The organism is Croceitalea sp. MTPC5, from assembly GCF_036985505.1.
Classification (GTDB): Bacteria; Bacteroidota; Bacteroidia; order Flavobacteriales; family Flavobacteriaceae; genus Croceitalea.
The window spans coordinates 81505-106906 of the sequence record NZ_BTGQ01000003.1 but is presented as its reverse complement, the minus strand read 5'-3'; the positions used below and the strand labels follow the sequence as shown (position 1 = coordinate 106906).

The 25402-nt window shown below is 40.6% G+C and carries 24 protein-coding genes; 18 read left to right on the top strand and 6 right to left on the bottom strand.

All coding sequences use genetic code 11. From position 1 onward, the window contains the following. Positions 1 to 11 precede the first annotated feature (11 nt). Positions 12 to 1919: an amylosucrase gene (locus AACM45_RS10430; RefSeq protein ID WP_339142522.1), complete on the top strand. Its 1908-nt coding sequence runs from the start codon at positions 12 to 14 to the stop codon at positions 1917 to 1919. A 4-nt stretch (positions 1920 to 1923) separates the two neighbouring features. Here AACM45_RS10430 and AACM45_RS10425 read toward each other — a convergent pair whose 3' ends face one another. From AACM45_RS10425 to AACM45_RS10415, 3 genes are read right to left on the bottom strand one after another with little or no spacing between them, the layout of a single operon-like run. Further along, complete coding sequence (locus AACM45_RS10425; RefSeq protein ID WP_339142521.1) at positions 1924 to 3060, bottom strand: ATP-binding protein; 1137 nt, start codon at positions 3058 to 3060, stop codon at positions 1924 to 1926. Further along, positions 3057 to 3812, bottom strand: coding sequence for an SDR family NAD(P)-dependent oxidoreductase (locus tag AACM45_RS10420; RefSeq protein ID WP_339142520.1), 756 nt, complete (start codon positions 3810 to 3812; stop codon positions 3057 to 3059). Before AACM45_RS10420 ends, AACM45_RS10425 begins: the two co-directional genes overlap by 4 nt. A gap of 11 nt (positions 3813 to 3823) precedes the next feature. Beyond that, complete coding sequence (locus AACM45_RS10415) at positions 3824 to 4696, bottom strand: aldo/keto reductase (RefSeq protein ID WP_339142518.1); 873 nt, start codon at positions 4694 to 4696, stop codon at positions 3824 to 3826. Between the two features lie 159 nt (positions 4697 to 4855). Between AACM45_RS10415 and AACM45_RS10410 the strand changes: the two genes are divergently transcribed. The 16 genes from AACM45_RS10410 (at position 4856) to AACM45_RS10335 (ending at position 22519) form a co-directional block, all read left to right on the top strand. Continuing rightward, positions 4856 to 5857, top strand: coding sequence for an AAA family ATPase (locus tag AACM45_RS10410; protein ID WP_339142517.1), 1002 nt, complete (start codon positions 4856 to 4858; stop codon positions 5855 to 5857). Positions 5858 to 5935: 78 nt separating this feature from the next. Next, the gene (locus AACM45_RS10405) at positions 5936 to 6802 is read left to right on the top strand and encodes a DUF58 domain-containing protein (RefSeq protein ID WP_339142516.1); all 867 of its coding nucleotides are present in this window, start codon (positions 5936 to 5938) and stop codon (positions 6800 to 6802) included. A 1-nt stretch (position 6803) separates the two neighbouring features. Next, complete coding sequence (locus tag AACM45_RS10400; RefSeq protein WP_339142515.1) at positions 6804 to 8465, top strand: hypothetical protein; 1662 nt, start codon at positions 6804 to 6806, stop codon at positions 8463 to 8465. Then, positions 8465 to 9463, top strand: a complete 999-nt coding sequence (locus tag AACM45_RS10395; protein WP_339142514.1) for a vWA domain-containing protein — start codon at positions 8465 to 8467, stop codon at positions 9461 to 9463. Before AACM45_RS10400 ends, AACM45_RS10395 begins: the two co-directional genes overlap by 1 nt. A gap of 4 nt (positions 9464 to 9467) precedes the next feature. Further along, on the top strand, positions 9468 to 10514 hold the full coding sequence (locus AACM45_RS10390; protein WP_339142513.1) for a vWA domain-containing protein: 1047 nt from the start codon (positions 9468 to 9470) through the stop codon (positions 10512 to 10514). Beyond that, positions 10504 to 11385: a tetratricopeptide repeat protein gene (locus AACM45_RS10385; RefSeq protein WP_445227725.1), complete on the top strand. Its 882-nt coding sequence runs from the start codon at positions 10504 to 10506 to the stop codon at positions 11383 to 11385. The genes AACM45_RS10390 and AACM45_RS10385 overlap by 11 nt, the downstream gene beginning before the upstream one ends. Further along, positions 11385 to 13172, top strand: a complete 1788-nt coding sequence (locus AACM45_RS10380; protein ID WP_339142510.1) for a BatD family protein — start codon at positions 11385 to 11387, stop codon at positions 13170 to 13172. Before AACM45_RS10385 ends, AACM45_RS10380 begins: the two co-directional genes overlap by 1 nt. Positions 13173 to 13238: 66 nt before the next feature. After that, positions 13239 to 14000, top strand: coding sequence for an SH3 domain-containing protein (locus tag AACM45_RS10375; protein ID WP_339142509.1), 762 nt, complete (start codon positions 13239 to 13241; stop codon positions 13998 to 14000). A 95-nt stretch (positions 14001 to 14095) separates the two neighbouring features. Next, on the top strand, positions 14096 to 14359 hold the full coding sequence (locus AACM45_RS10370; RefSeq protein WP_339142508.1) for a hypothetical protein: 264 nt from the start codon (positions 14096 to 14098) through the stop codon (positions 14357 to 14359). 82 nt (positions 14360 to 14441) lie between these two features. After that, complete coding sequence (locus AACM45_RS10365; RefSeq protein ID WP_339142507.1) at positions 14442 to 16022, top strand: SulP family inorganic anion transporter; 1581 nt, start codon at positions 14442 to 14444, stop codon at positions 16020 to 16022. Between the two features lie 10 nt (positions 16023 to 16032). Continuing rightward, positions 16033 to 16659: a carbonic anhydrase family protein gene (locus AACM45_RS10360; protein WP_339142506.1), complete on the top strand. Its 627-nt coding sequence runs from the start codon at positions 16033 to 16035 to the stop codon at positions 16657 to 16659. Positions 16660 to 16805: 146 nt separating this feature from the next. Further along, positions 16806 to 17825, top strand: coding sequence for a phenylalanine--tRNA ligase subunit alpha (gene pheS / locus AACM45_RS10355; RefSeq protein WP_339142505.1), 1020 nt, complete (start codon positions 16806 to 16808; stop codon positions 17823 to 17825). Between the two features lie 137 nt (positions 17826 to 17962). Beyond that, the gene (locus AACM45_RS10350; RefSeq protein WP_339142504.1) at positions 17963 to 19618 is read left to right on the top strand and encodes a SulP family inorganic anion transporter; all 1656 of its coding nucleotides are present in this window, start codon (positions 17963 to 17965) and stop codon (positions 19616 to 19618) included. A gap of 15 nt (positions 19619 to 19633) precedes the next feature. Next, positions 19634 to 20029: a hypothetical protein gene (locus AACM45_RS10345; protein WP_339142503.1), complete on the top strand. Its 396-nt coding sequence runs from the start codon at positions 19634 to 19636 to the stop codon at positions 20027 to 20029. A 158-nt stretch (positions 20030 to 20187) separates the two neighbouring features. Further along, positions 20188 to 21381 (top strand): pyridoxal phosphate-dependent aminotransferase, encoded by a 1194-nt coding sequence (locus AACM45_RS10340; RefSeq protein WP_339142502.1) that lies wholly within the window; start codon positions 20188 to 20190, stop codon positions 21379 to 21381. Between the two features lie 4 nt (positions 21382 to 21385). Then, positions 21386 to 22519: a permease gene (locus AACM45_RS10335; protein ID WP_339142501.1), complete on the top strand. Its 1134-nt coding sequence runs from the start codon at positions 21386 to 21388 to the stop codon at positions 22517 to 22519. Positions 22520 to 22575: 56 nt separating this feature from the next. Here AACM45_RS10335 and AACM45_RS10330 read toward each other — a convergent pair whose 3' ends face one another. Together AACM45_RS10330 and AACM45_RS10325 are read right to left on the bottom strand one after the other, a co-directional pair. Next, complete coding sequence (locus tag AACM45_RS10330; RefSeq protein ID WP_339142500.1) at positions 22576 to 23049, bottom strand: CYTH domain-containing protein; 474 nt, start codon at positions 23047 to 23049, stop codon at positions 22576 to 22578. Continuing rightward, positions 23036 to 23713 carry an NAD-dependent epimerase/dehydratase family protein gene (locus AACM45_RS10325; protein ID WP_339142499.1) on the bottom strand — a complete coding sequence of 226 codons (678 nt, stop codon included), beginning with the start codon at positions 23711 to 23713 and terminating at the stop codon, positions 23036 to 23038. The genes AACM45_RS10330 and AACM45_RS10325 overlap by 14 nt, the downstream gene beginning before the upstream one ends. Before the next feature lie 27 nt (positions 23714 to 23740). Here AACM45_RS10325 and dinB point away from each other — a divergent pair, with 27 nt between their 5' ends. Then, positions 23741 to 24847 carry a DNA polymerase IV gene (dinB, locus tag AACM45_RS10320; RefSeq protein ID WP_339142498.1) on the top strand — a complete coding sequence of 369 codons (1107 nt, stop codon included), beginning with the start codon at positions 23741 to 23743 and terminating at the stop codon, positions 24845 to 24847. A gap of 4 nt (positions 24848 to 24851) precedes the next feature. On the opposite strand, the gene AACM45_RS10315 is transcribed toward dinB, so the two are convergent. Beyond that, complete coding sequence (locus AACM45_RS10315; protein WP_339142497.1) at positions 24852 to 25304, bottom strand: COG2426 family protein; 453 nt, start codon at positions 25302 to 25304, stop codon at positions 24852 to 24854. Positions 25305 to 25402: the final 98 nt, after the last annotated feature.

The following is a 25402-nucleotide window of genomic DNA, read 5'->3' as shown; positions in this document are numbered from 1 at the left end:
ATCAGGCTGCATTGCATAAGCTAATTTCTTCCCGAAAAAAGAAGAAAGACCTCAATGATTTATTTGAACTACGTTTAGCTACCAATCTTACACTGATAAAAAATCTGTTTTTTTCGATTTATGGGAAAAATAGAAATACGGAGTTCGCCGCACTACTGCAAAAGTTGCCAAAACTATTTGATAAACGACCCGAATACCTTAAAAAACAAGATATCCATAGGCTAGGGATCGGTAATTGGTACCAATCAGAGCAGATGATGGGCATGCAACTGTATGTAGACCACTTTAATAAAGACCTAAAGGGCTTACAGGACAAACTGGGTTATTTTGAAGATCTGGGTATAAACTTTTTACACCTAATGCCCATTACCGAGAGGCCAAAAGGAGAGAACGATGGAGGATATGCCGTGAATAATTACACCGCGATAGCCAAAAAATATGGTTCAAAAAAAGATTTGGCAAGTCTTACACAACAAATGCGGGCCAAAAAAATGTACCTCATGCTCGACTTTGTGGTCAATCATACATCTGACGAGCACGCTTGGGCAAAAAAAGCCAAATCGGGGAACACGAGGTATCAAGATTATTATTACACCTATGCAGAAAGGGACGTTCCCGATGCCTTTGAAAAAAACCTTCCAGAGGTGTTTCCAGAGACGTCACCAGGTAACTTCACCTATATTCCTGAAATGGAAAAATGGGTCATGACCGTATTCAATACCTATCAATGGGATTTGAATTATACCAACCCGGAAGTCTTTATGGCCATGTTGGCGAATTTGGTCGAGCTCTCAAATATGGGTGTTGATGTGGTTCGCTTTGATGCCTTGGCCTTTTTATGGAAAAAGATGGGTACGGTATCACAAAACCTACCTGAAGCCCACGCGATTATTGCCCTCTTTAGAATGTGCCTACAAGTGGTGGCCCCCGGTACCATTTTACTTGCCGAGGCCATTGTCGCGCCCAAAGAGATCATCAATTATTTTGGTACGGGCCCTACGAAAGGTAATGAATGTGAGGTGGCGTACAATGCCTCGCTAATGGCTTTGCTTTGGAATTCGATAGCCACCAAAAAAACGGCTTTGTTGTACAAAAGCTTGATCGACATTCCGAACAAACCACATGATGCGACTTGGATCAACTACATACGTTGTCATGACGACATCGGCTTGGGTTTGGATGACCGGCTTATCCAAGAACTGGGTTGGAACCCCAAGGGCCATCGAAAGTTTTTGTTGGATTATTATTGCCAACGATTGGATTGGTCACCAGCAAAGGGAATGCTTTTTATGCATAACCCAAAAACAGGTGATGGCCGTATCACAGGTAGTGCTGCCTCTTTATTAGGGTTGGAAAAAGCGTTACTGACCAAAAACAAAACAGAGATCGATCAATCAGTGGCTAAGATCATTATGCTCCATGGCATTATATTGGCCTTTGGCGGAATACCCCTCATTTATGCCGGAGATGAAATCGGCACCCTGAACGATTACTCTTTTTTAAATGAAGATGGTAAAAAAGAAGATAGCAGATGGGTCAATAGGCCAAAACAAGACTGGGACGTAATCAAGACTTTGAAAAAGAAAAAATCACCACAACAAAGAATTCGTGATACCCTAAAAATGTTGATTGCGATTCGCAAGAAAAACCCCGTGTTCGCAGACCATTCCAATTTCACCTTGCATCATACCGGCAATCAGCATATCCTCTTATTCGAACGTACCTCAAAAAGCAAAAAAAGTGTACTGGTACTATGTAATTTCGATGACAACCCACAAGTATTGGACGGAAGTCTACTTTCAAAACTGGGGTACCTAAAAAATCAAGAATTCCATGAAATGATAACCGCTACCACCAACAAGCTCAATAGCGGTTTTTTAGAGGTGAAGCCATACCAATTGTTATGGCTGCAAAAATAACAGATCAGTTATAGCGTACTTTTCGAATTACCCTGAGCGACTCTTTCAATATTTGATAGGCTTTTCCGCTCTTTCTTTTTAAAAGCGGCCTTGCTTCCTCCATACGTTCTTTAGCCTCTTCAAAACCATTCAAATAGCAGATCAAATAGGTATCGGGTAAGTGCAGTAAATCTTCATTTTCATGAGAAGTCAAGGTTTGCCCTTTTTGCAACTTTTGCAATAGTGCTGAATTGGCATTGAAAATATGATGTAATGTTTTTTTGTCATATTGCGGTGGCTGAAACAATAACTCACTGTTGATGTTGTAATTACCATTCTCGGCAAAAGTAATGGTCATTTCTTCCAAAGGATAGTATTTCTGTTGACTACCTAGGCCCAACTGTATATATTCTAGAGTGGTAAACGAGTTTTCATCATAGGTAATGGTCACCTCGTCTAAAGCGGAATAGAAAAGCTTTACTTGTTCATTGATCAATTCGATATCGACTCGCGAATAATAGACTTGGTCTTTTACTTTTTTTTCTTGTCCTGCCCAACATACGACAAATTGTTCTTTAAAGACCTTATAGCTACTGGTCAAGTCAGGGTGGCGATTGTTCATAAAATCAATAACGCCATCCAAGGTTAGTTCGATATTATTACGGGCATGTTGCTCTATCGTGGCTACTTTCCCTGAATTGATATCCTTCAATTCAATATCAAATGCCTTGGGTAAGCTAATACTACCCTCTCGAAAAAAAACCGCGCCTCCGTAATACTTCCAGATATTTTTGCGCAAGGCACAGACTTTCCCATTTGATTTTATGGTGACCAAGCCTACCACCTTACCTTCGGGCAAATGCGGAAACGGGATGTTTTCGTAAGCTATTAATGGCGGATTGTCTAAATAAGCATTCACCAGGTTCTGAATCTTACTATCATCAAAAAAGTCTACCCCGACGATTTTATTGTCTTCGTCTTCAACGCCAACAACGATAAAGGAATTGTTTTTTGGATTGCTATTGGCCAATGCACAGACGTGTTTAAGAAATTTTGCCTTCCCCTCTTTTTCACCAATGGATATGAAACGCTTTTTATCATAAAAACTATTCTCATCATTATGGGCAAGAAGGTTTTTCACCAAAAGGCGCTTATTGATCATAGCTTTTTGTTCACTATGGTAGAACTCGCTTGGGCCGTTGACATCACCACCAAATCAGCTATGTTCACATGGTACGGTCTCGTAACCACAAAATGAATGATGTCAGCAATATCTTCAGGCCGTAGTGGTTGGTATCCTTGATATACTTTTTCGGCACGTTTGGTATCGCCCTTAAAACGGACTTCGCTGAATTCCGTTTCGACGAGACCAGGGTTGATGGCCCCAACACGTATTCCGTAAGCATTCAAATCAATGCGCATGCCCTGATTGATGGCGTCAACGGCGTATTTACTGGCACAATAGACATTTCCATTAGGGTACACCTCTTTGCCGGCCGTTGAACCGATATTAATGATATGACCACTTCTGCGTGCCACCATTTGGGGCATAACCGCCTTTGATACGTAAAGCAATCCCTTCACGTTGATATCGAGCATGGCATCCCAATCGTCTAAACTACCTTGGTCAATAGGATCTAATCCATGGGCATTACCTGCATTATTGATGAGTATGTCAATCGTTTCAAAAGCTGTAGGCAACGAGGCCAAGGCATCATGAACGTCGTCTTTGTTGCTGACATCAAAGTTTAATGTGGTAACCTCGGTTTTTAAACTCAATTCTTTTTGTAAGGTCTTTAATCTTCCCTCTCTACGGCCACAAAGGATAAGTCTAAACCCTTTTTGAGCCAAAAGCTCAGCGGTCGCTTTCCCTATTCCGCTGGTCGCCCCGGTTATAAGCACGGTTTTTGCCATAGTTTTTTGAATTAAGGTACGGGTTCTCCTTTACTGGCCTCTAGCAGTAAAAACCAATCTTGAAGCTCAAGTTTAATGGCAACTGCCTCAATGGACAGTTTTAAACGTTCTTTATTTGCAGTACCTACAACGGGGTGTACCCCTGCTGGGTGTTTTAGGATAAAAGCCAACAACAACTGACTTTCATCGGCATCGTATTTGGTTTTCAATACATTCAACACCTTTCGAATACGTTCATTTTGAAGGTTCTTATCCCTGAAATAATTACCAAGGGGGCTCCATGACATGGCCATTCTATTTGCGGCAATACTATCATCGAAAGTACCATCGTACATCGGCTCATCGTGTGTCAAGGAAAATTCTACCTGATTTGCAGTAATTGGTTGCCTAGTTTCCAACATAGCAATTTGTAATGGCGTAAAATTGGATACGCCAAACCTTTTTATCTTGCCCTGCGCCATGAGTTTTTGAATGGCACCTGCAATTTCATTGGGTTCCATTAGGGGGCTAGGGCGGTGTAACAACAACAAGTCGAGATAATCGGTTCGTAACTTTTTCAATGATTGTTCTACCGACCAAATGATATACGCACTGTCATATTGGTAATGAGCGACTTTGTTCTGACGCCCATTGGTCATCTGGATACCGCATTTTGAAATGAACTGAACGGAGGACCTTTCGATACCACTTTCGGCAAACGCTTTTCCGAATACCGTCTCATTTTCATAATCCCCATAAATATCGGCATGGTCAAATGAGGTAATCCCCACTTCCATACAATGGTTTATCAACGCTATCATCTGCTGGGTTGAAAGTTGTTTTCCCCAGCTTCCCCAGGTCATGGTACCGGCTATAATCCTTGAGTACGAAGTAGTATCTTGCATATGTCGTGAAAATATAAAATTAATACCTTAAACTCTTCATAAATCTAAGGCTTGCGCGGTTTTTTTAACCAATAATTAACAGCCCGATTTTAAATTAATTTTCATTTTGCACTTCTTTAAAAACTTAAGTAAATAAACAAGTTACGATACGATTTTCCTATGGAAGAAAATACTACAATAGACATTAGCGCGGTAAATGAGAAAATAGCACAAGAAAGCGCTTTTATTGACTTACTTACCACGGAAATGAACAAGGCCATTGTAGGTCAGAACCATATGGTAGAGCGTCTGCTCATTGGTTTGCTCGGGCAAGGCCATATTCTATTGGAAGGCGTGCCCGGTTTGGCGAAGACCTTGGCCATAAACACGTTGGCCAAAGCTGTGAAGGGAAGTTTCAGTAGAATTCAGTTCACTCCTGATTTGTTACCTGCCGATGTAGTAGGAACCATGATCTACAACATAAAGGAAAATGATTTTTCTATAAAGAAAGGACCGATTTTTGCCAACTTTGTGTTGGCCGACGAAATAAACAGGGCACCTGCCAAAGTACAATCGGCCCTTTTAGAGGCGATGCAGGAAAAACAGGTGACTATCGGTGACGAAACTTTTAAACTTAGTCCCCCGTTCTTGGTAATGGCCACCCAAAACCCTGTAGAGCAAGAAGGTACGTATCCATTACCTGAAGCCCAGGTCGATCGTTTTATGTTGAAAACAGTAATCGATTACCCCAAGTTGAATGAGGAACAATTGATTATCAGACAAAATTTGAGGGGAGCTAACGAGCCTATTAAACCCGTGGTTTCGTTAAAGCAAATATTAAGCGCCCAACAAACGGTTCGTGAGGTTTACATGGATGAGAAGATCGAGAAATACATTCTTGATATCATTTTTGCAACCCGTTATCCTGAAAAGTATAATCTTGAACATTTAAAACCCCTTATCAGTTTTGGTGCCTCTCCGAGAGGTAGTATCAACCTTGCCAATGCCTCGAAATGTTATGCCTTTATCAAAAGAAGGGGATATGTGATTCCTGAGGATGTTCGCGCCGTAGTACACGACGTTTTGCGCCATAGAATTGGAATAACCTATGAGGCCGAGGCCGAAAATATTACTTCTGAAGAAATCATAAACAAGATTGTAAACGAGGTTGAGGTACCTTAAATCAGTTATCAGTAGACAACGGGCAATTTTAAATCTACATATTGTTTACTGGATACGAATTAGTGTTTACTGAGCCAAATGGATACAAAAGAGCTACTTAAAAAAGTACGGAAAATCGAAATAAAGACCAGACGTTTGTCTGATCATGTCTTTGGGGGTGAGTACCATTCCACCTTTAAAGGGCGCGGTATGACTTTTAGCGAGGTACGCCAATATCAATTTGGGGATGATGTTCGGGCTATTGATTGGAATGTCACTGCAAGATATAACGAACCTTTTGTCAAGGTTTTCGAAGAAGAACGCGAGTTGACCATGATGTTGATGGTAGATGTAAGTGGTTCAGAACTTTTTGGCACCACCAATCAATTCAAGAAAGAGGTCATCACTGAAATCTCGGCTACTTTGGCCTTTTCGGCCTTGCAAAACAATGATAAGGTAGGCCTTATCCTATTTTCCAATGAAGTAGAACTCTTTATACCTCCGAAAAAAGGTAAAAGCCATGTGCTACGTATCATTAGGGAACTTTTGGAGTTCGAGCCGAGCAACCATCAAACGGATATCGCCGAGGCTTTAAAATTCTTGAGAAACGTAATGAAAAAAAAGGCGATTGTCTTTGTGCTATCCGATTTTTTGGCAGACGACTATGCCAACACCTTACGTATTGCCGGTAATAAACATGATGTTACCGGAGTACGGGTGTATGATGAAAAGGAGGAGTATATTCCGAATTTAGGAATGATACAAGTTCAAGATGCTGAAACAGGTGCCATTCAATTGGTAAATACCGGTTCAAAAAAAATACGCCATGAGTATTGGAAGTATTACATGGAACGGGTCGATTATTTCAATGACGCATTCGCCAAGTCAGGTAGTGGGGTATTAAGTTGTAGGGTAGATGAAAGCTATGTGAAAAAGTTGTTGGGCTATTTTAAACGCAGGGGATAAAATGAAACGTAACGGTTTGAAATATGGTATCGAAAAGCTTACCAAGCCCATAAGGCTTGGTATCGGCTTATGCCTCCTAGTTTTTTCCGTTGGGGTCTCCTCACAAGAAAATTCGAGGGTCACCGCACAGATCGATACTTCAACTATCAGAATCGGGGAACAGATCAACTATAAGATAACGGTAGAAACCGACTCGCTTAATATTGTCTACTTTCCAGAAGACCAAACCTTTTCACCTTTGGAAATGGTAGAGGCCTTAAAAATTGACACTTCGAAGAACAAGGATAGGATTACCTTACAGCGCATATACGCCCTAACACAATTTGATAGCGGTGCTTATACCATACCACCGCAACGTATCGCCATTAATGAGGCCCCTTTTTTTACGGATTCCTTCAACATTAAAGTTGCTGATGTGGTCGTGGATACCACCAAGCAAAAACTGTACGACATAAAACCACTGATCGAAGTCGAAAGGAATAATGCAAAATTGTGGAAAACACTCTTATGGATATTCTTGGGATTACTTTTAATCGGTGCTTTGGTATATTGGTTTTTCCTTAGAAAAAAACCTTTGACGGAAGAGGAAAAAGTAGCTTTGTTGCCACCTTATGACAGGGCACTTCTACAATTAAAAGAGCTCGAAAACTCAAGATACCTCATTCAAGACGAGTACAAAAAATACTATTCTGAACTCACTTCAATAGTACGATCTTATCTTGAGGAAGACGCCCATGTATCAGCCTTGGAAAGTACGACCGATGAACTTATCCAAAAATTAGAGCTTTTAAAAGATGCCGGTGAGTTAAAAATAGAGGATGACACCCTCACACAGTTTAAAAAAGTGCTAAAAACGGCGGATTTGGTAAAATTTGCCAAATCAAAGCCACCCACATCCGTTGCTGAAGAAGATCGAAAGCTGGTGGAAAATATTGTCGTTAAGACCAAAGAGGCACTGCCAGAACCAACGGTTGAAGAATTACTTCATGATGAAGCGTATTTGGAAGAACTAGCAAGAAAAAAACAACGGAAACGTGTTTGGATTGCCGCTGCGTCTTTTGCAGGATTGTTGCTCATTGCCACGATAAGTGCAGTGGGCTATTATGGTTTTGAATACGTCAAGGATACCGTACTGGGTCACCCGACAAAAGAGTTGTTGGAGAAAGAATGGGTAGCTAGTTCTTATGGGTTTCCGCCAGTTGAGATTGAGACTCCCAAGGTACTATTGAGGCAAGAAGTCGAACTTCCCCCAGAAGTCAGGGAAAGTATCAAAGAAGTGCAGGTATTTGGGTACCGAAGTGCCGTAGGCCTCTTTACCGTACTTACGACATCAACTACTTTTGCAGAGGCCAATGACCCTGACTTTGAAAAACCCATTGAGCAATTACTCAAGTCTTTTGAACAACAAGGCGCACGAAACATCATTACCAAACAAGAAGAATTTTTCACCAAAGCAGGCGTGCAGGGGCTAAAGACATTCGGTAGTGGTAAATTCAAAATTCCTGAATCGTCAGAATTGATTCGAGGTAAATATGCCGTGCTTAGTTTTGGTGGCAAAGGATTCATGCAACAGATTGTTATCACTTGGTTAGACGGGGACGATTACGCAGAAAACATTGTTGAACGCATACTGGCTTCGGTCAATGTAAAAACCCAGGCCTAATGTTTGACAATATAGAATTTGCAAATCCACAATTCTTTTGGTTGCTCCTATTGCTTCCGGCAGCCATACTTTGGTATATACTTACCAGAAAAGGACAAGTCGCCTCACTTAAAATATCAAGTATCAAAGGGTTTAAAAGTACTAGCATCTTACCCAAATTAAAACCCTTACTATTCGTATTACGTTTATTGGCCCTTGCTGCGATCATCACGGCCTTGGCCAGACCACAGACTGAAGATATCTCAACTCGAACAAAGACTACGAAAGGAATTGACATCGTCATGGCAATTGACGTTTCGTCAAGTATGTTGGCACGCGATTTAAAACCAAATCGACTATCCGCGCTTAAAGAGGTAGCCTCCGATTTTATCAAACAACGCCCAAGTGATCGAATAGGTTTGGTGGCCTATGCCGGCGAAAGCTATACCAAAACCCCTATTACGAGTGATAAGTCGATTGTCTTAGGCGCACTACGGGAAATCACCTATGGCCAATTGGAAGACGGTACTGCGATTGGCATGGGACTTGCGACCTCAGTCAACCGTCTAAAAGAAAGTAAGGCAATAAGCAAGGTCATCATACTTTTGACTGATGGGGTGAATAATTCTGGTTTTATAGAGCCCCAGACGGCTGCTGATCTAGCAGTGGAATACGATATCAAAACATACACTATAGGTCTGGGTACAAATGGAAATGCCCTAACCCCAATTGCATATAAACGGGATGGCACATTTCAATATGGCATGCGTCAAGTCGAGATTGATGAAAAATTATTGAAAAATATAGCTGAAGTTACCGGAGGTCAATATTTTAGGGCTACCGACAATGAAAAACTCGAAGAGATCTACAACGAGATCAATAAGCTGGAAAAAACGGAAATTGAAGAATTCAAGTATTATAAATATGAAGAGATGTTCAGGCCATTGGTATTTTTGGCAGGCCTTTTGCTTTTCTTGGAATGGGGCTTAAGAACAACGGTATTTAAAAGTTTTATCTAAATAAATGGTTCAATTTGACGAAAAATTTTACTTCTACTTTCTGGGAGTCATCCCGGTGATAGTGGTGTTTTTTCTTTTTTTACAATTCTGGAGGAAGCGTAAGCAGAAAGAATTTGCAGACGCAAGACTATTGAAACGTCTTGCCCCTGAACGTTCTCAATTCAAATCTACATTAAAGCTTCTATTTCTCATATTAGGAATAAGTTTTTTGGTTCTTGCACTGGTAAATCCTAAAATCGGCACCAAACTGGAAACCGTTAAGCGTGAAGGTGTTGATATTGTTTTTGCGGTAGATGTTTCAAAGAGTATGCTTGCCGAAGATATCGCCCCCAATCGATTGGAAAAGGCAAAGCGACTGGTTTCTGAAATCATCAATCAACTCGCAAGTGATAGAATCGGAATCATTGCATATGCCGGGCAAGCCTATCCGCAACTACCGATCACAACCGATTACGGAGCGGCAAAAATGTTTTTACAAAGCATGAATACCGATATGCTCTCGTCACAAGGTACGGCCATTAACTCGGCAATAGAACTGGCCACAACATTTTATAATGATGAGGAGCAGACCAATAGGGTGCTCTTTATCATTTCAGACGGTGAGGATCACTCTGAAGGCACGACCACCCAAGCTGTTGAAAATGCCGTCGAAAATGGTATAAAAACCTATACCATAGGGGTAGGTAAGGCCAAAGGTGCCCCAATACCTATCAAACGCAGAGGTGTTGTTGAAAGTTTAAAAAAGAACAGTCAAGGAGAGGTGGTCATCACAAAACTCAATGAGGCCGTTCTTGCTGCAATCGCCGATGAAGGGGATGGTATGTACATCAACGGTTCAAATACCGAAGAGGCCGTTGAGTTTATTAAGGAAGAACTCAATAAAATGGATAAAAAAGAATTTGAGGCCAAACAATTTGCAGAGTACAAAGACCAGTTTCAGTGGTTTTTAGGTTTGGGCCTTTTATTTCTATTTTTAGATATTTTCCTTTTGGATCGTAAAACACGATGGTTAAAAAAGTTGAATTTGTTTAATGAACATGATGATGCATAAGATATTCACCGTAATCGTTATTGCGGCTTTTGCAATGGCCGTAAATGCCCAAGAAGATAAAGAGGCCCAAAAGTTGGCGGAAAAGGCACTTAGCGAATCTAAGAACCTAACCTACGAGGCTAATGAGACCTTGGTACAAAATGATTTCATCAATGCAGAGGGCAAATACAGAAAGGCAATCTCAAAGAGCAGTGAAAATGCAGTGGCACCTTACAACCTAGGGCGTGCCTATTACAACCGGGAAAGCTATACGGAGGCTTTTGGCCGCTTTAAACAAGCAGGTGAAAAAGCTGAAGAAAAACCGGTAAAGCATAAAGCCTATCATAACATGGGCAATGTTTTTATGAAGAATAAAGAATATGAAAAAGCGGTTGAGGCTTACAAACAATCGCTGCGCAACAACCCTAATGACGATGAGACCAGATATAATCTAGCATTGGCCAAAGAATTACTCAAAAAACAACAAGACGAGCAGAAGAACGATCAGAATCAAGACGATCAAAAGAACGAGGACAACAAAGACGACAAGGAAAAAAATCAAGACCAAAACCAAGACGGCGACAACGAAAAAGACAATGAAGGTGATCAAAAAGATGACCAAAATAAAGATGAAGGTGACGAGGGCGATAAGGGCAAAGAGAAGCCTGAAGAGAATAAAGAGGGTGATGGTGAAGAAAAGAAAGAAGAGAAGCAAAAGCCCAACGAAGGAGATAAAAAAGAGGAAAAGCAAAAGCCCCGGCCAAATCAGCTATCTAAGCAGCAAATTCAGAACCTATTAGAGGCCATGCAGAATGAAGAACGTAAGGTTCAAGAAAAAATGGAGGCCAAAAAAGTCAAAGGTGCCAAAATTAAAAACGAAAAGGACTGGTAATGCAAGGGAAATTGTACAAAAAACTATGGTGGTTCCTCCCAATTTTAATTTGGGCGACCCCGCTTTTTGCACAAGAAAACACTGAAGTAAACTTTGAGGTAAAGCTTAGCAAGCAAAAACTCGGCGTTAATGAACGTCTACGTGTCGAATTTACCATGAATAAAGATGGTGATAATTTTAGCCCGCCTGATTTCAGCGGTTTTAAGGTTGTCATGGGGCCATCGCAGTCTATTAGTTCTTCATGGATCAATGGCAAACGCAGTTTTTCAAAATCGTATTCATACATTTTAAAGCCACAGACCAAGGGTAATTTCAAAATTGGTCAAGCGACCATTGAAATCAATGGTGAAACCTATAAAACCTTACCAAAAGACATCACGGTTACGGCGGCAGTGGCCAATCCGAATGCCCCAAAGTCCGCCGATGATATCGCCGATGAAAATTTGCATTTGGTGGCAGAAGTCTCTAAAGGAAATCCTTATTTGAATGAGGCGGTTACGGTGGTTTACAAACTATATATAAGTCCGTCCATCTCCGTAACCAACTTTAGGCCCGTAGACAGCCCAAAGTATAATAACTTCTGGAGTCAAGATATTCCCGTCACAAAATACAATACCACAAATTCAACATATCAAGGGAAACCCTATCGCAGTGTCATCTTAAAAAGGGTTGTGTTATATCCCCAAAAATCAGGAAAGCTGAATATTGAACCGTTATCGCTTGAAGTATATGTGGATGTCCCTACGAATAGACGCGATTTTTTTGGTGGAAAAATCTATACCCAGGCAAGTAAGACCGTTTCAGCCGGTAGTAGGACCTTGAATGTAAAACCACTGCCAGAAAAAGGAAGACCCGTCGATTTTGGCGGTGCGGTAGGTGAATTTGATTTCTCGGTCACAACGAGTAAAAATTCATTGAATGCCTCAGAATCATTACAGGCCATTGTCGAGGTTTCAGGAAAAGGTAACCTTAAATTGTTTCAACTGCCCAAACCTGAACTGCCAAGTGCCTTAGAAGTTTATGAACCTGAATTTGATGAAAGTGTTCGAACGACTATTTCTGGAATGCAAGGCAAAATCACGAACAATTATACGATTGTGCCAGCTTATAGGGGCAAATATCCGATACCCAGTATATCATTCAGTTATTTTAACCCGAAAACAGGTACGTACAATACCCTTGAATCCGACGAGATCACGGTCAATGTATTAGAGGGCCCCACGGATGCTTCTAGTACTTCGGACAACGGTATTTCTGGAAATCAAAAAATTGCCGTTCAGACCGGTAAGCAATTCCATTTTATTAAAGTAACCCCCAACTTGACCAAAATAGGTGCGAATTACTTTTTTGGTTCGACTCGTTTCTTTGCATTGCTTTTAGGCCCTTTACTACTTATTCCCTTGTTTGTATTGTACCGAAAGCAACGAAGGATAAATGCTGATGATGTTGAGGGCAACAGGCTTAAAAAAGCGAATAGATTGGCTAAAAAATACTTGTCAACGGCTAAAAAAGAGCTAAATAATGAGGCGAATTTTTATGTAGCCTTGGAAAAAGGATTGCACAATTACCTAAAGGCCAAGCTCAAAATAAAAACCTCAGAGTTCAGCAAAGAAAAGATTACGACACTATTACAAGAAAGAACTATTTCAGAAGAAACGATAGCCCAGTTTATCAGTTTATTGAAGAACTGTGAAATGGCTCGTTACAGTCCATTTACCGATGTTCAGATGCAGCAAGATTATGAAAGGGCAAGTCAGGTAATTTCTTTGATAGATAAGCAATTATAAAAAATTGATGAGCCAGAAAAACAACATCCGTAAATCCCTGGTAGTGCCCATAAATAATATGTACAAATGAAAAGATTGCTTCTTACGGCGTTATTGATGTTTCTCTACGTTGGTGTTTTCGGCCAAAACAACACTTTGTTCGAAAAGGCCACCGAAGCGTATAATAATGGGGAATTTCAAAAGGCAATCGAACTTTACGAAAAAATTCTTGAAAATAACCAGCACTCCGCAGCACTCTATTTTAATCTTGGCAACGCCTTTTACAAAAAGAATGAAATTGGGCCAAGTATCTATTACTACGAAAAGGCCCTATTGTTAAGCCCCAATGATGACGAGATAAAGAACAATTTGGGGTACGCCCAAAATATGAGGCTCGATGCTATTGAAGAAATGCCCCAAACGGCTTTTGCCAAATTTTATGACACCACTATTGCCCTTTTGACTTTTGAACAATGGGCCTATTTGGCCATTGCCATGACCATGGCATTTGTAATCGCCTACATCGCCTATTATAGCCTGTTGGGGGCAACCCAGAAAAGAATTTCGTTTATCCTTAGCATCATTGCCATTGTAATTTGCATCGCTTCGATTGCTTTCGCTTACTTACAATTCGAAAGGTTTCAACAAGATAATCCGGCAATAGTCTTTTCTAGGGAAATAGCGGTGACCTCAGAACCCAATAAACGTAGTGAACGGATCTTTACACTTCATGAAGGTACCAAAGTCAATGTTTTAGAAACTTTGGATGATTGGCAAAAAATCAAAATCGCCGATGGCCAAACAGGATGGATGCCCTCTGAGAATTTGAAACTGTTAAAAAAATTTTAAAGCAGATTTAACAGGGTTTAATAGGTTTACTATTACCTTTACGGTTCAGTTTTTCTTCAATGTTAAAGTCTTGTACATTTTCATTACTTGCCATCATGCTTGTAATCTCTATTCTAGCACCTTCCCTTGAGGCAATTTGTATGCCTGATTATGAAAGTGCCCTTGTGCTTGATTCAAATGAAGAAGAAAACAGTAAGAACGAAACTGAGAATAAGTTTGATGAAAATGAACTATTTTTTTCCAATTCCATTGAAAACAAAGCAATCTCTTTGATCCAAGAGGTCATTAGAAACCAAATTACGCCATTGCCCTACTCAGACGTTTCGACTGAAATTGTCTTACCTCCACCAAAAAGATGACCTACACCAACCAATAAGTAAATTAGTATCTTTAAAATTATCTTCAAGCTCAAAAAGCTGAGAAGACTAAAAACAATTTCACATGTTCAAGTATATAAAAAATGACTTGCCTGCAAGTATCGTTGTGTTTTTTGTGGCACTCCCCTTGTGTTTGGGTATTGCCCTAGCCAGTGGTGCCCCTCTTTTTTCAGGGTTGATAGCAGGTATCGTTGGGGGTATCGTTGTGGGTTCATTAAGTGGCTCACAAATAGGGGTTAGTGGCCCCGCAGCGGGTTTAGCTGCAATCGTATTAACAGCTATTGGTGCTTTGGGAGGGTATGAGAACTTTCTGGTAGCCGTCGTTTTGGGTGGAATTATCCAAGTAGTTTTTGGTATTTTAAAAGCTGGGATTATCGGTTATTATTTTCCGTCTTCAGTAATAAAGGGTATGCTGACAGGTATCGGCATCATAATCATCCTAAAACAAATTCCCCACTTTTTTGGCTATGATCCAGACCCAGAAGGGGATTTTGCTTTTTTTCAGGTTGATGGTAAAAACACTTTTTCAGAAATTTTTGAAACTATAAACAACATAAGCCCTGGGGCGACTTTAGTAGCTTTGATTGGTCTCACTATTTTATTGCTTTGGGACAGGGTATTATCTAAAAAAGGAAAGATATTCCAGTTGATCCAAGGACCCTTGGTAGCCGTTGTCGTCGGTATTATCTTCTTCATCTTAACAAAAAATAGCGATACATTCTCAATTTCAGCGAATCATTTGGTAAGTGTTCCGATACCTGAGGACGCCGAATCTTTTATTGCGCAGTTCAGTTTTCCAAATTTTTCGGTGATAGGGAATCCTGAAATATGGATTACCGCCTTCACGATAGCCCTAGTGGCAAGTTTAGAGACATTACTCTGTGTCGAGGCTACCGACAAATTAGATCCAGACAAAAGGGTCACCCCAACCAATAGGGAATTGTTGGCACAGGGTACGGGAAATGTAATTTCAGGCATGATTGGTGGTTTACCTATTACACAGGTAATCGTTCGTAGTTCAGCGAACATCCAATCAGGTGGTAAATCGAAAGCGTCAGCAATTATCCATGGGTTTTTTCTGTTGATCTCGGTAATCCTTATTCCAAGGTTATTGAACATGATTCCCTTGTCTGTTTTGGCCGCGATTTTATTTATCGTTGGTTATAAGCTTGCGAAACCTGCCCTTTTCAAGAAAATGTACGCCATGGGGTGGAAACAATTTATCCCCTTTACGGTAACGGTCGTAGGAATTGTATTTACCGACCTATTGATCGGCATAGGTCTTGGCTTGGCAGTCGGTATCGTCGTCATACTTATTAAAAGTTACCAGAACTCCCACTTTTTACATATTGAAGATAGAAGTAATGGCAAACATAAGATTAAAATGACCCTGGCCGAAGAGGTTACCTTTTTTAACAAAGGGGCCATCTTAAAGGAGTTGGATAGTCTTCCTGAAGATTCATATCTAGAATTGGATGTTAGAAAGACAAGGTACCTAGATAATGACATCATTGAAATTCTGGAAGATTTTTCAGAAAAGGCCAAAAACAGGAATATTGATATTAAATTAATCTCAGAAAGGGGTGAAGTAGAGAACCCTGAAAGTTATATTCAGTTCTTTAAACTAAGACGAAAAACAACATAAAAATAAAAACATGAAAGCTCAAACAAAAGAAACACAGGCAGCATTGAATCCTGAAGGTGCTATTGCGCTTTTAAAAGAGGGTAATCAGCGTTTTGTTCAAAATAAAAAGGCAGATCGTAATTTGTTGGCCCAGGTAAAACAGACCACCAACGGTCAATATCCATTTGCAACTATTTTGAGCTGCATAGATTCTCGGGTTTCGGCAGAACTCGTCTTTGATCAAGGCGTGGGTGATATTTTCAGCGCAAGGGTAGCTGGCAATATCGTGAATGAAGATATCCTGGGCAGCATGGAATTTGCTTGCAAACTTGCAGGAACCAAGGTAATCGTAGTATTGGGCCATACGAGTTGTGGTGCCGTAAAAGGTGCTTGCGACGATGCAAAACTAGGCAATCTAACCATATTACTACATAAAATAAAGGCAGCGGTAAGGGCCGTTCCAGAACCTTCGGACGCTACGAACCGAAACTCTAAGAACATTGATTTTGTGAATAATGTCGCAGAAAAAAATGTGCAATTGACTATTGATGACATAAGAAGCCTTAGTCCGGTACTAAATGATATGGAAGGGAATGGGGAAATCGCAATCGTTGGCGCTATGTATGACATTGCAGATGGAAAGGTCCATTTTATGTAAAATCGATTACAACAACACAATTAGAGGTCAATGCTGCGATGGTATTGACCTTTTTTATATCATTTTTATGAAAGAAGCCCTTAAATTCAAAAATAGGTAGCGATTCAAAAAAGCACTAAATTTGTGGGTTAATAGCGCCATCAACCATGATTGAGACCATTAAAGAACATTTAGCCGAAGTTAAAAAATTCACTTCTACCTCTAAAGATGAAATTGAGCGTTTTCGAATAAAATATTTGGGGAAAAAAGGCTTATTGAATGACTTTTTTGCTGAATTTAAGAACATTCCCAACGAACAAAAAAAGGAATTCGGCCAAGTTATCAATCAATTGAAGACTACCGCCACTGAAAAAGTAAACTCCCTTAAAGCGGTTATTGACGAACAAACAGAGGTTTCTGGGCAATATGGTGATCTTACAAGGCCAGGGCAGCCTATCGAGATTGGTGCAAGACATCCCATATCCATAGTCAAAAACCAAATCATCGATATTTTTTCACGCATAGGGTTCAATGTTTCAGAGGGACCTGAAATCGAAGATGACTGGCATAATTTTACGGCTTTGAACTTACCCGAATATCACCCGGCACGTGATATGCAAGACACCTTCTTTATTCAAACGGATCCCGATATTTTATTACGTACCCATACGTCATCGGTACAGGTCCGCTACTTGGAAAATAACAAGCCCCCCATCAGAACTATTTCTCCTGGGCGGGTATATCGTAATGAGGCGATTTCTGCACGTTCGCATTGTTTCTTTCACCAAGTGGAAGGCCTTTACGTTGATAAGGATGTCTCATTTGCAGATTTAAAACAGACCCTACAATTCTTTACGACGGAACTCTTCGGTAAATCAAAGATTAGACTTCGACCATCATATTTCCCATTTACGGAACCAAGCGCAGAGGTTGATGTTTATTGGGGCTTAGAAACCGAGACGGATTATCGCATGACCAAAGGCACGGGTTGGCTAGAGATTATGGGCTGCGGAATGGTGGATCCCAACGTACTACAAAACTGTGGTATTGATCCAGAAACCTACTCTGGTTTCGCATTTGGAATGGGTATTGACCGCATCGCCTTATTGCTACATCAAATATCGGATATTCGTTTATTGAGTGAAAATGACATACGATTCTTGGGGCAATTTAAAAGTTCTCTTTAGAAACACGAATCATTTCAATTTCCCAATTGCGTTAAAAAAATACGGGAAAACATTCTTCTTCGGTTTTAAGATGCTTGTTTAAAGCAGCATTGTGCTTATTTTTAACCAAGTAAAGTAATCGTTCTAATTTGATTTTTATGGCAAAACCATTCTACGATACCAAATATTTAAAAGGGGATATTACCGGCGGACTTGTAGCCGGTGTTGTAGCACTACCGTTGGCACTTGCGTTTGGTGTGCAATCTGGTCTAGGCGCCATTGCCGGGCTTTATGGTGCCATTGCTGTTGGTATATTGGCTGCCCTTTTTGGGGGTACCACCACACAAGCCAGCGGCCCAACCGGACCAATGACCGTGGTATCGGCGGCACTTGTGGCCAATGCGATTGAAATGGCAGGTAGCCTTCAAGATGCCATGGGCATTATTTTGCTGAGCTTTTTGGTTGGGGGTGCACTGCAGATAGTCTTTGGTCTAATAAATATCGCAGGATATATCAAATACTTTCCATATCCCGTAATCTCAGGGTTTATGAGTGGTGTTGGTTTAATCATCATCATTCTGCAAATTGCACCTTTCGTTGGTTTGGATGCCGCAAAATCCACCTTGAAGGTCATGGCCGATCTACCCAGGTTATTCACTGATTTTAACTGGCAGGCATTGGCATTGGGGGCTATGACGGTGGTCATTTACTACGTTTTTCCAAAAATTACCAAAGCAATTCCCAGTGCGTTAGTTGCCCTCATCGTGGTATCCATATTCGCTTATTTTATCAAGTGGGATGTGCCGATTATTGGTACCATCCCCTCTGGCTTACCCACGCTACAGCTCGATGGTCTTTTCACAGTTGATAGTAGTGCATATGGTTTGGTTTTGGAATATGGTATGGTACTGGCAGTTTTGGGTTCTATTGATTCGCTACTCACATCGGTCATTGCCGATAACATGACCAAAACGAAACACAATAGCAACCGCGAGCTGATTGGGCAAGGTATTGGTAATATGGTAGCTGCCCTAATTGGGGGCATACCGGGTGCAGGTGCAACAAAAGGTACGGTGGTAAACATTAATTCTGGGGGACGCACACGATTATCAGGAGCATTACACGGTGCTTTTCTTTTGACGGTTTTGTTAGGGTTGAGTTCTTTGGCTGCTTATATTCCCTTAGCTGTTTTAGCAGGGATCTTAATTCCTATCGGATTCAAGATCATTGATATAAAAGGTCTTCGACATCTCAAGATCGTACCACGGGCCGATGCGGCCGTATTGATCATCGTGTTACTTTGGACTACTTTCGGAAGCCTAATTCAAGCCGTAGGCATTGGGGTCACCTTGGCCGCCCTGCTCTTTATGAAACGTGCCAGTGATATTGGTGAAGAAGGCATGCAGGTAGGTACTTTGGCAGGTTTTGACGGTGAAAAGCCATGGGAAGATGAGACCGAATTCTATGAAAAATTCAAAGATAAGATTTACATCAAACACTTATATGGTCCCCTGTTCTTCGGTTTCACCTCGCATTTTCAAGAACAGGTTAAAAATATTGATCATGATATTAAAATATTGATCATTAGAATGGATCGCGTTCCCTATGTGGATCAGTCAGGTATTTACGCCTTGGAGACCGCTATTTTAGACTTGACCCTCAAGGGTATTAAAGTCATCATTACCGGGCTAAAAGAACAACCCAGTGACCTATTGAAGGCTATTGATATTATCCCTGATTTAGTACCGGAACAACAAGTGTTTCGTCATATAGAAGATAGTTTTGATTGGGTCTCCAATCAATTGGGGAATTAAATTTCGTAACCATCAATGAAGAAGGATATCCACATTCCTATTTCTAAAGAAGTCTACGTGGCCATTGTACACGAGTGGAACAAAGAATTCTTGTCGAAAGACTGGAACGCCTACCTTATCAATAACAGAAATACCCCTATTCAAATGGCCTTGGTCGTTTCAAAAGGGTATGACGACGATCGTAAGACCTCAACCATGAGGTATGCCTTTGGTGTAGTCAAAGCCAAGGGTTATGAGAAGATTGAAATGGTGACGGAAGACGTGCTTGCCCTTACCAATGAATTTTATGTCACCTATTACGCTGATGATCAATTATACGAAAGGCGGTTTATCTTTGAAAAAAATACGGTAACCAAGAATAATCTTATTACTATTCCCTTGCTGGAAATGGATGGTATTTTCGCCAAATAACCCTAAATATTTCTGTTTAACCATTTCAGATTGATAATTTTTACAGGGTCAAAATCCATATCTACTATTTTAACCCCTTGATTTTTATTTTTTTACCATAGGATTCTTTGTCTTCGCTCCCTAATTTAGGGTCATGGCGAATTCAAAAAACTACTTCTATGAAAACCAACCGACTAAATCGAAGAGATTGGCTTAAAAAAGGAATACTAACAGCTGGCGGGGTCATGGCCGCCCCGTACCTTGGCTTTGCTGAATCTTCTAGGGGCCCACTGCAACTAGATGTTAGTGGTAATGCCATTTACAGCCCTTTCTTCAAAGAATACCTACCTGACATCACAAGGGGGTTTCCGTTGTTGGAAGCCAAATTGAATGCCAATGAAAATCCATATGGACCTTCACCAATGGCGTTGGATGCGCTAAAAAAATCCGCTGCGGGAGGGAACCGCTATGCATGGAAAGAACTTTTTCAACTGGTAGACAAAATAGCGGACTTTGAGGGTGTCACCCCAAAAAACATCATGATGGGCCCAGGTTCTTCTGATTTATTGGAGAAGACGGCGATGGTCTTGTTCATGAACGGTGGTAACGTTGTTTCTGCCGATCCTGCATACATGTCTTTAATACGTGTAGCCGAAGCCGCCGGTGGTACTTGGAAGCCCGTACCGTTAAAAGAGGATTGGTCCCATGATCTAAAGGCAATGGAGGCCGCCATTGACGAAGATACCAAGTTGGTGTATATCTGTAATCCGAACAATCCGACAGGTACGATAACGGATGCTACCGAGCTACTTGATTTCTGCTCTCGAGTATCTGAAAAAGTCACGGTTTTTGTTGACGAGGCCTATTTATGGTTTTTAGGGAATGGAGCAGAACAAAGCATGGTTTCCTTAATCAAAGAGGGTAAGGATGTTATCGTTGCGCGTACTTTTTCCAAAATACATGGTATGGCAGGCCTTCGAGTAGGATATGCCGTTGCACAAGAGACAACCTTAGATAGACTTCAAGAAATTACCAGGGCAGGTATGGGCATCTCATATCCTTCAGTATATGCCGCAATGGGTGCCATGGATGATGTTGCATTTTTAGAAAGTTCGCGTGTAAAAAACGCGGCCTGCCGTGAATATGTCTATGAAGAACTTACTAAAATGGGTATTGAATATGTCCCTTCATATACAAGCTTTATGATTTTTCCCATTGAAATGGAGGGTAAAGAATTTCTCCAGAAGATGACCGAATTAAAAGTTGGTGTCCGTGCCTTCAATTTTATGGGTAAAAATTGGTGTCGCGTAAGTATGGGCACTATGGATGAGATGAAACTTTTCATAACCGCTTTGCAGAAGGTCATCGTATAGCTAGATGGATATAAGTTTTCAAAAAACGATAGTATTTTTATTTTTCATCTTTATCGGGTTTCTACTAAAAAACAAGTTTAAATCTAAAGATGAGGTAACGGGTATTAAAAAAATTATTTTAAACCTTGCCTTACCTGCTACTATCTTCATTGCCCTTTTGGGGGTTCATATTAAACTGAATTTGTTATTGTTACCCCTTTTAGCCCTTGGGCTTAACCTGCTATTATTCTTGATTTTTCCTTTGGTACTCCCCGTTTTAGGAATAAAAAAAAGGACCCCCGAGTTCAGGACTGCCCGATTGCTAATTCCTTCTTTGGCCCCGGGTTTATCGTGCTTCCCTTTTGTCTTGGAATTCTTGGGTGAAGACTATCTCGCCAAAGCTGCAATGGCAGATTTGGGCAATAAGGTTTTTGTTCTGGTCATTTTGTACTTAGTAGCTATGAATTGGTACTTGTCGTTGCATGGTAAAAAACAAAAAAGCAAAGGCTCAAAAGTAGGTGCGATGCTCAAGGTAATGGTTGCTGAACCTGTGAATATTTTTATCGCCATGGCTTTGATACTTCTCGGTTTTGGCCTAAATATGGAATCATTGCCCTTTTTCATTAGTGAAACACTGCAGAAGCTAAGTATGATAATGACTCCATTGGTACTATTGTTTATAGGGCTTTCAGTGAAAATAAAACGAAAACAATTCGTTCAGATCTTCTCATTATTATCGTTAAGGGCGGGTCTTGTCTTTCTGATTTGTGGAATAGCCGTCATCATCACTGGGTTGAAAGTACAAAATGACATTCTACTCTTACTTGCTTTTGGGTTAAGTGCCTGTAGTTTTTGGCCCTATGCACATATAGCGGCGGTTGATACTTTAGAGATGACCGGCAAGGTAAAAAAGAAGACCTTTCAAAACGATTATGCGATTAGTATTCTAGCATTGTCATTTCCGCTATCTACACTGCTTATTTTAGCGGTACTCAACACAGGCCCGTTTATAACGGTTACCCCTAATATTTTTCTGGTCTCTGCAGTTTTGGGTGTCTTAGGTTTTTTACCATCATTGTACTCTTGGTCAAAAAAAATGATGAAGCGTCAAAAATTACTGAATGCAGAAATAGAATCGCCCAGGGCAGGTCATATCTAACTACTTTAGCAGGTTATCGACCAAAATTTTAGAAAATTTTCATTAGAAAAGACCTGTTACCAATTTAAAAAAGGGACTTTACTCAACTGTGCGTTATAGTATTTCGCTTCGCCCGTTACCTCATTACCCAACCAATCGGGTTTCTCAAAAGGTGCATCTTCATGTTGCAGCTCAATTTCGGCAACTATCAAACCCTTGTTTTCACCTAAAAATTCATCCACTTCGAAAATATGGCCTGCAAAAGGAACTTCGTACCTTATTTTTTCTAAAATACCAGGTTCGCAAAGGTCGATTAAGTTCGTAGCTTCAGAAATCGAAATTCGTGTCTCCCATTCAAATCGTGTGGTACCTGAATCGTTGCCCATACCTTTGACGGTCAAATAACCTTCATCCCCTTTAATTCGCACCCGCACCGTTCGTTCTGGATCAGTGTTTAAAAAACCTTGTACTATCCTACTTTTTGAAGCTGCCATATCTTTAAAGGCGATAGATTTGACCAAGAATTTACGTTCAATTTCAAGATGTTCCATGTACGGCTAATTCTTTTAAGGTATCTGAGGCAATTCGTTGATTCGTATAGGTATTATTCGCGAGCCAAACCATTGCTTTCGCAATACTATCAGGATGGATAACCCGGTACTTTTTAAAAGGACCCACCAATAAAAACCCAAAAAATGACATTAGCTTTTTAAAGAAAAACTCCCCAGGTCTTTGTTCGTTTCTATCACCGCCGATTATGGAAGGCTGCACCATATGTATCTTTGGTATGTTAAACTGCTGCACCATCCGTTCCATTTCACCTTTGATGCGATTATAAAAAATAGCGCTTGAAGCATCAGCACCCAAGGCAGAAACTACGATAAAAGTATGTATTTGATTTAAACTACAAAGTTTGGCAGCAGCCACCGGAATACCATAATCAATCTTTTTATACAGCACTTTATCAGGTGTTTTGGCTTTCGTGGTGCCAATACAACAGAAAACTTCGTCTGCCCAGAATTTATCCAATTGGGCTTCTAAAGCCAACACATCACAAAGCACCTCATCAAGCTTTGAATCTTGTATACCCACTGAAGTTCGCGAAAAAAGGATAATTTTTTGATAGCGTCCATCATGTAAAAGACATTGTAACAAAACACTCCCTACCAAGCCTGTAGCACCTAATATAATTGCTGTTTTACCTTTCGTTTCCATACATCTAAAATAACCTAAATTTGAGGTATGGACCTTGATTTCCCTTTACGAAAAATCATTCATGTCGATATGGATGCCTTCTACGCATCGGTTGAACAACATGACAATCCTGAACTTAAAGGAAAACCCGTTGCCGTAGGTGGAGGCTCGAAACGAGGGGTGGTCTCAGCCGCAAGCTACGAAGCAAGAAAGTTCGGGGTTCGAAGTGCAATGAGTGGTTTTCTGGCACAACGCAATTGTCCGGATTTGATTTTTGTGAAACCAAGATTTGACCGTTATAAAGAAATTTCGCAACAGGTACGCGCCTTGTTTTTTGAGTATACCGATTTAGTGGAACCACTTTCTTTAGACGAAGCCTATCTTGATGTGACCGAAAACAAAAAAGGAAACCCTTCTGCAACGCTCATTGCTAAGGAAATTCGTCGTAACATACTTGAAAAAACCGGCCTAACCGCCTCTGCAGGAATTTCGATCAATAAGTTCATAGCAAAAGTGGCAAGTGATTACAACAAACCAAACGGTCAAAAAACGGTAAACCCTGAAGAGGTCATTCAATTTCTTGAAGACCTTGATATTCGAAAATTCTACGGGGTTGGCAAGGTTACCGCTGAAAAGATGTACAAATTGGGGATTTTCACAGGAAAGGATTTAAAGACAAAATCCCTCGATTTTCTTGATAATACCTTTGGTAAGAGCGGTAGGTATTATTACAATGTGGTTCGAGGTATACATTTAAGTGAGGTAAAACCACACCGTATTCCTAAATCAGTAGGGGCTGAACGAACCTTTAGGGAGAACCTCAGCAGTGAGATTTTCATGCTCGAGCGTTTAGAGAACATCGCAAGTGAACTGGAACGACGCCTTCAAAAATCAAAAATCGCCGGTAAAACGATTACCCTAAAAATCAAGTATAGTGATTTTACGCTACAAACCCGTAGCAAAACCCTCCCCTATTTTGTTGCGACTAAAGAATTGATATTGGAAACGGCTAAAGAACTTTTATACCAACAAGCCCTGCAAAACTCTGTACGCCTGTTGGGTATCTCTTTGGCAAACCTGAATACCGGAAAAAAGAACAATGTGGATAAAAGTGATGGGGAACCGCTATCGGTACAATTGAAATTTGATCTATAAACGGTTATATTAATTTAATGGATACCGTAAGCGACCAGATAATAATGGAAGAAAAGAAAATACCAATAGCATTGGCTATGAATGCCTTTTTACGTTCAATCCTGAACAGATAGGCAGCTATACTACCGGCATATACCCCAGTGCCCGGCAAGGGGATCATGACAAAAAGGGCTAATCCGAAAAAACCGAATTTTTGAATTTTACCCCCAGTACCGACCTTGGCGCGTTTTGCCACCCAAAGTGCAGCTTTTTTATAGGGTCGCCATCTAATCAATCCCTTATTCACGTATTCTAAAAAGAACATCATGATAGGGAATACCAGCAAATTAGCCAAAAAACAACTGATTAAAACCAAGTAACTATTGACTCCCTGCGCAATACCGTAAGGAATACCAACCTTTGATTCCCCAAAAGGGGAAAGGCTCCAGAGTATTGCTGTTATGAGGTCGACAATCAAAGCTTGATTTTTTGCAAAACTACAGTTGAAAACATTCATTCATAGCCAACAAAACGCTAAAACTTGAGAAATATTCTTACTTCTTGAACTTACACGCA

Excerpts from the sequence above, each read along its gene's own strand:
- AACM45_RS10425 (WP_339142521.1), bottom strand. The coding sequence starts at position 3,060 with ATGATCAATAAGCGCCTTTTGGTGAAAAACCTTCTTGCCCATAATGAT.
- AACM45_RS10420 (WP_339142520.1), bottom strand. The coding sequence starts at position 3,812 with ATGGCAAAAACCGTGCTTATAACCGGGGCGACCAGCGGAATAGGGAAA.
- AACM45_RS10415 (WP_339142518.1), bottom strand. The coding sequence starts at position 4,696 with ATGCAAGATACTACTTCGTACTCAAGGATTATAGCCGGTACCATGACC.
- AACM45_RS10410 (WP_339142517.1), top strand. The coding sequence starts at position 4,856 with ATGGAAGAAAATACTACAATAGACATTAGCGCGGTAAATGAGAAAATA.
- AACM45_RS10405 (WP_339142516.1), top strand. The coding sequence starts at position 5,936 with ATGGATACAAAAGAGCTACTTAAAAAAGTACGGAAAATCGAAATAAAG.
- AACM45_RS10400 (WP_339142515.1), top strand. The coding sequence starts at position 6,804 with ATGAAACGTAACGGTTTGAAATATGGTATCGAAAAGCTTACCAAGCCC.
- AACM45_RS10395 (WP_339142514.1), top strand. The coding sequence starts at position 8,465 with ATGTTTGACAATATAGAATTTGCAAATCCACAATTCTTTTGGTTGCTC.
- AACM45_RS10390 (WP_339142513.1), top strand. The coding sequence starts at position 9,468 with ATGGTTCAATTTGACGAAAAATTTTACTTCTACTTTCTGGGAGTCATC.
- AACM45_RS10385 (WP_445227725.1), top strand. The coding sequence starts at position 10,504 with ATGATGCATAAGATATTCACCGTAATCGTTATTGCGGCTTTTGCAATG.
- AACM45_RS10380 (WP_339142510.1), top strand. The coding sequence starts at position 11,385 with ATGCAAGGGAAATTGTACAAAAAACTATGGTGGTTCCTCCCAATTTTA.
- AACM45_RS10375 (WP_339142509.1), top strand. The coding sequence starts at position 13,239 with ATGAAAAGATTGCTTCTTACGGCGTTATTGATGTTTCTCTACGTTGGT.
- AACM45_RS10370 (WP_339142508.1), top strand. The coding sequence starts at position 14,096 with ATGCTTGTAATCTCTATTCTAGCACCTTCCCTTGAGGCAATTTGTATG.
- AACM45_RS10365 (WP_339142507.1), top strand. The coding sequence starts at position 14,442 with ATGTTCAAGTATATAAAAAATGACTTGCCTGCAAGTATCGTTGTGTTT.
- AACM45_RS10360 (WP_339142506.1), top strand. The coding sequence starts at position 16,033 with ATGAAAGCTCAAACAAAAGAAACACAGGCAGCATTGAATCCTGAAGGT.
- pheS (WP_339142505.1), top strand. The coding sequence starts at position 16,806 with ATGATTGAGACCATTAAAGAACATTTAGCCGAAGTTAAAAAATTCACT.
- AACM45_RS10350 (WP_339142504.1), top strand. The coding sequence starts at position 17,963 with ATGGCAAAACCATTCTACGATACCAAATATTTAAAAGGGGATATTACC.
- AACM45_RS10345 (WP_339142503.1), top strand. The coding sequence starts at position 19,634 with ATGAAGAAGGATATCCACATTCCTATTTCTAAAGAAGTCTACGTGGCC.
- AACM45_RS10340 (WP_339142502.1), top strand. The coding sequence starts at position 20,188 with ATGAAAACCAACCGACTAAATCGAAGAGATTGGCTTAAAAAAGGAATA.
- AACM45_RS10335 (WP_339142501.1), top strand. The coding sequence starts at position 21,386 with ATGGATATAAGTTTTCAAAAAACGATAGTATTTTTATTTTTCATCTTT.
- AACM45_RS10330 (WP_339142500.1), bottom strand. The coding sequence starts at position 23,049 with ATGGAACATCTTGAAATTGAACGTAAATTCTTGGTCAAATCTATCGCC.
- AACM45_RS10325 (WP_339142499.1), bottom strand. The coding sequence starts at position 23,713 with ATGGAAACGAAAGGTAAAACAGCAATTATATTAGGTGCTACAGGCTTG.
- dinB (WP_339142498.1), top strand. The coding sequence starts at position 23,741 with ATGGACCTTGATTTCCCTTTACGAAAAATCATTCATGTCGATATGGAT.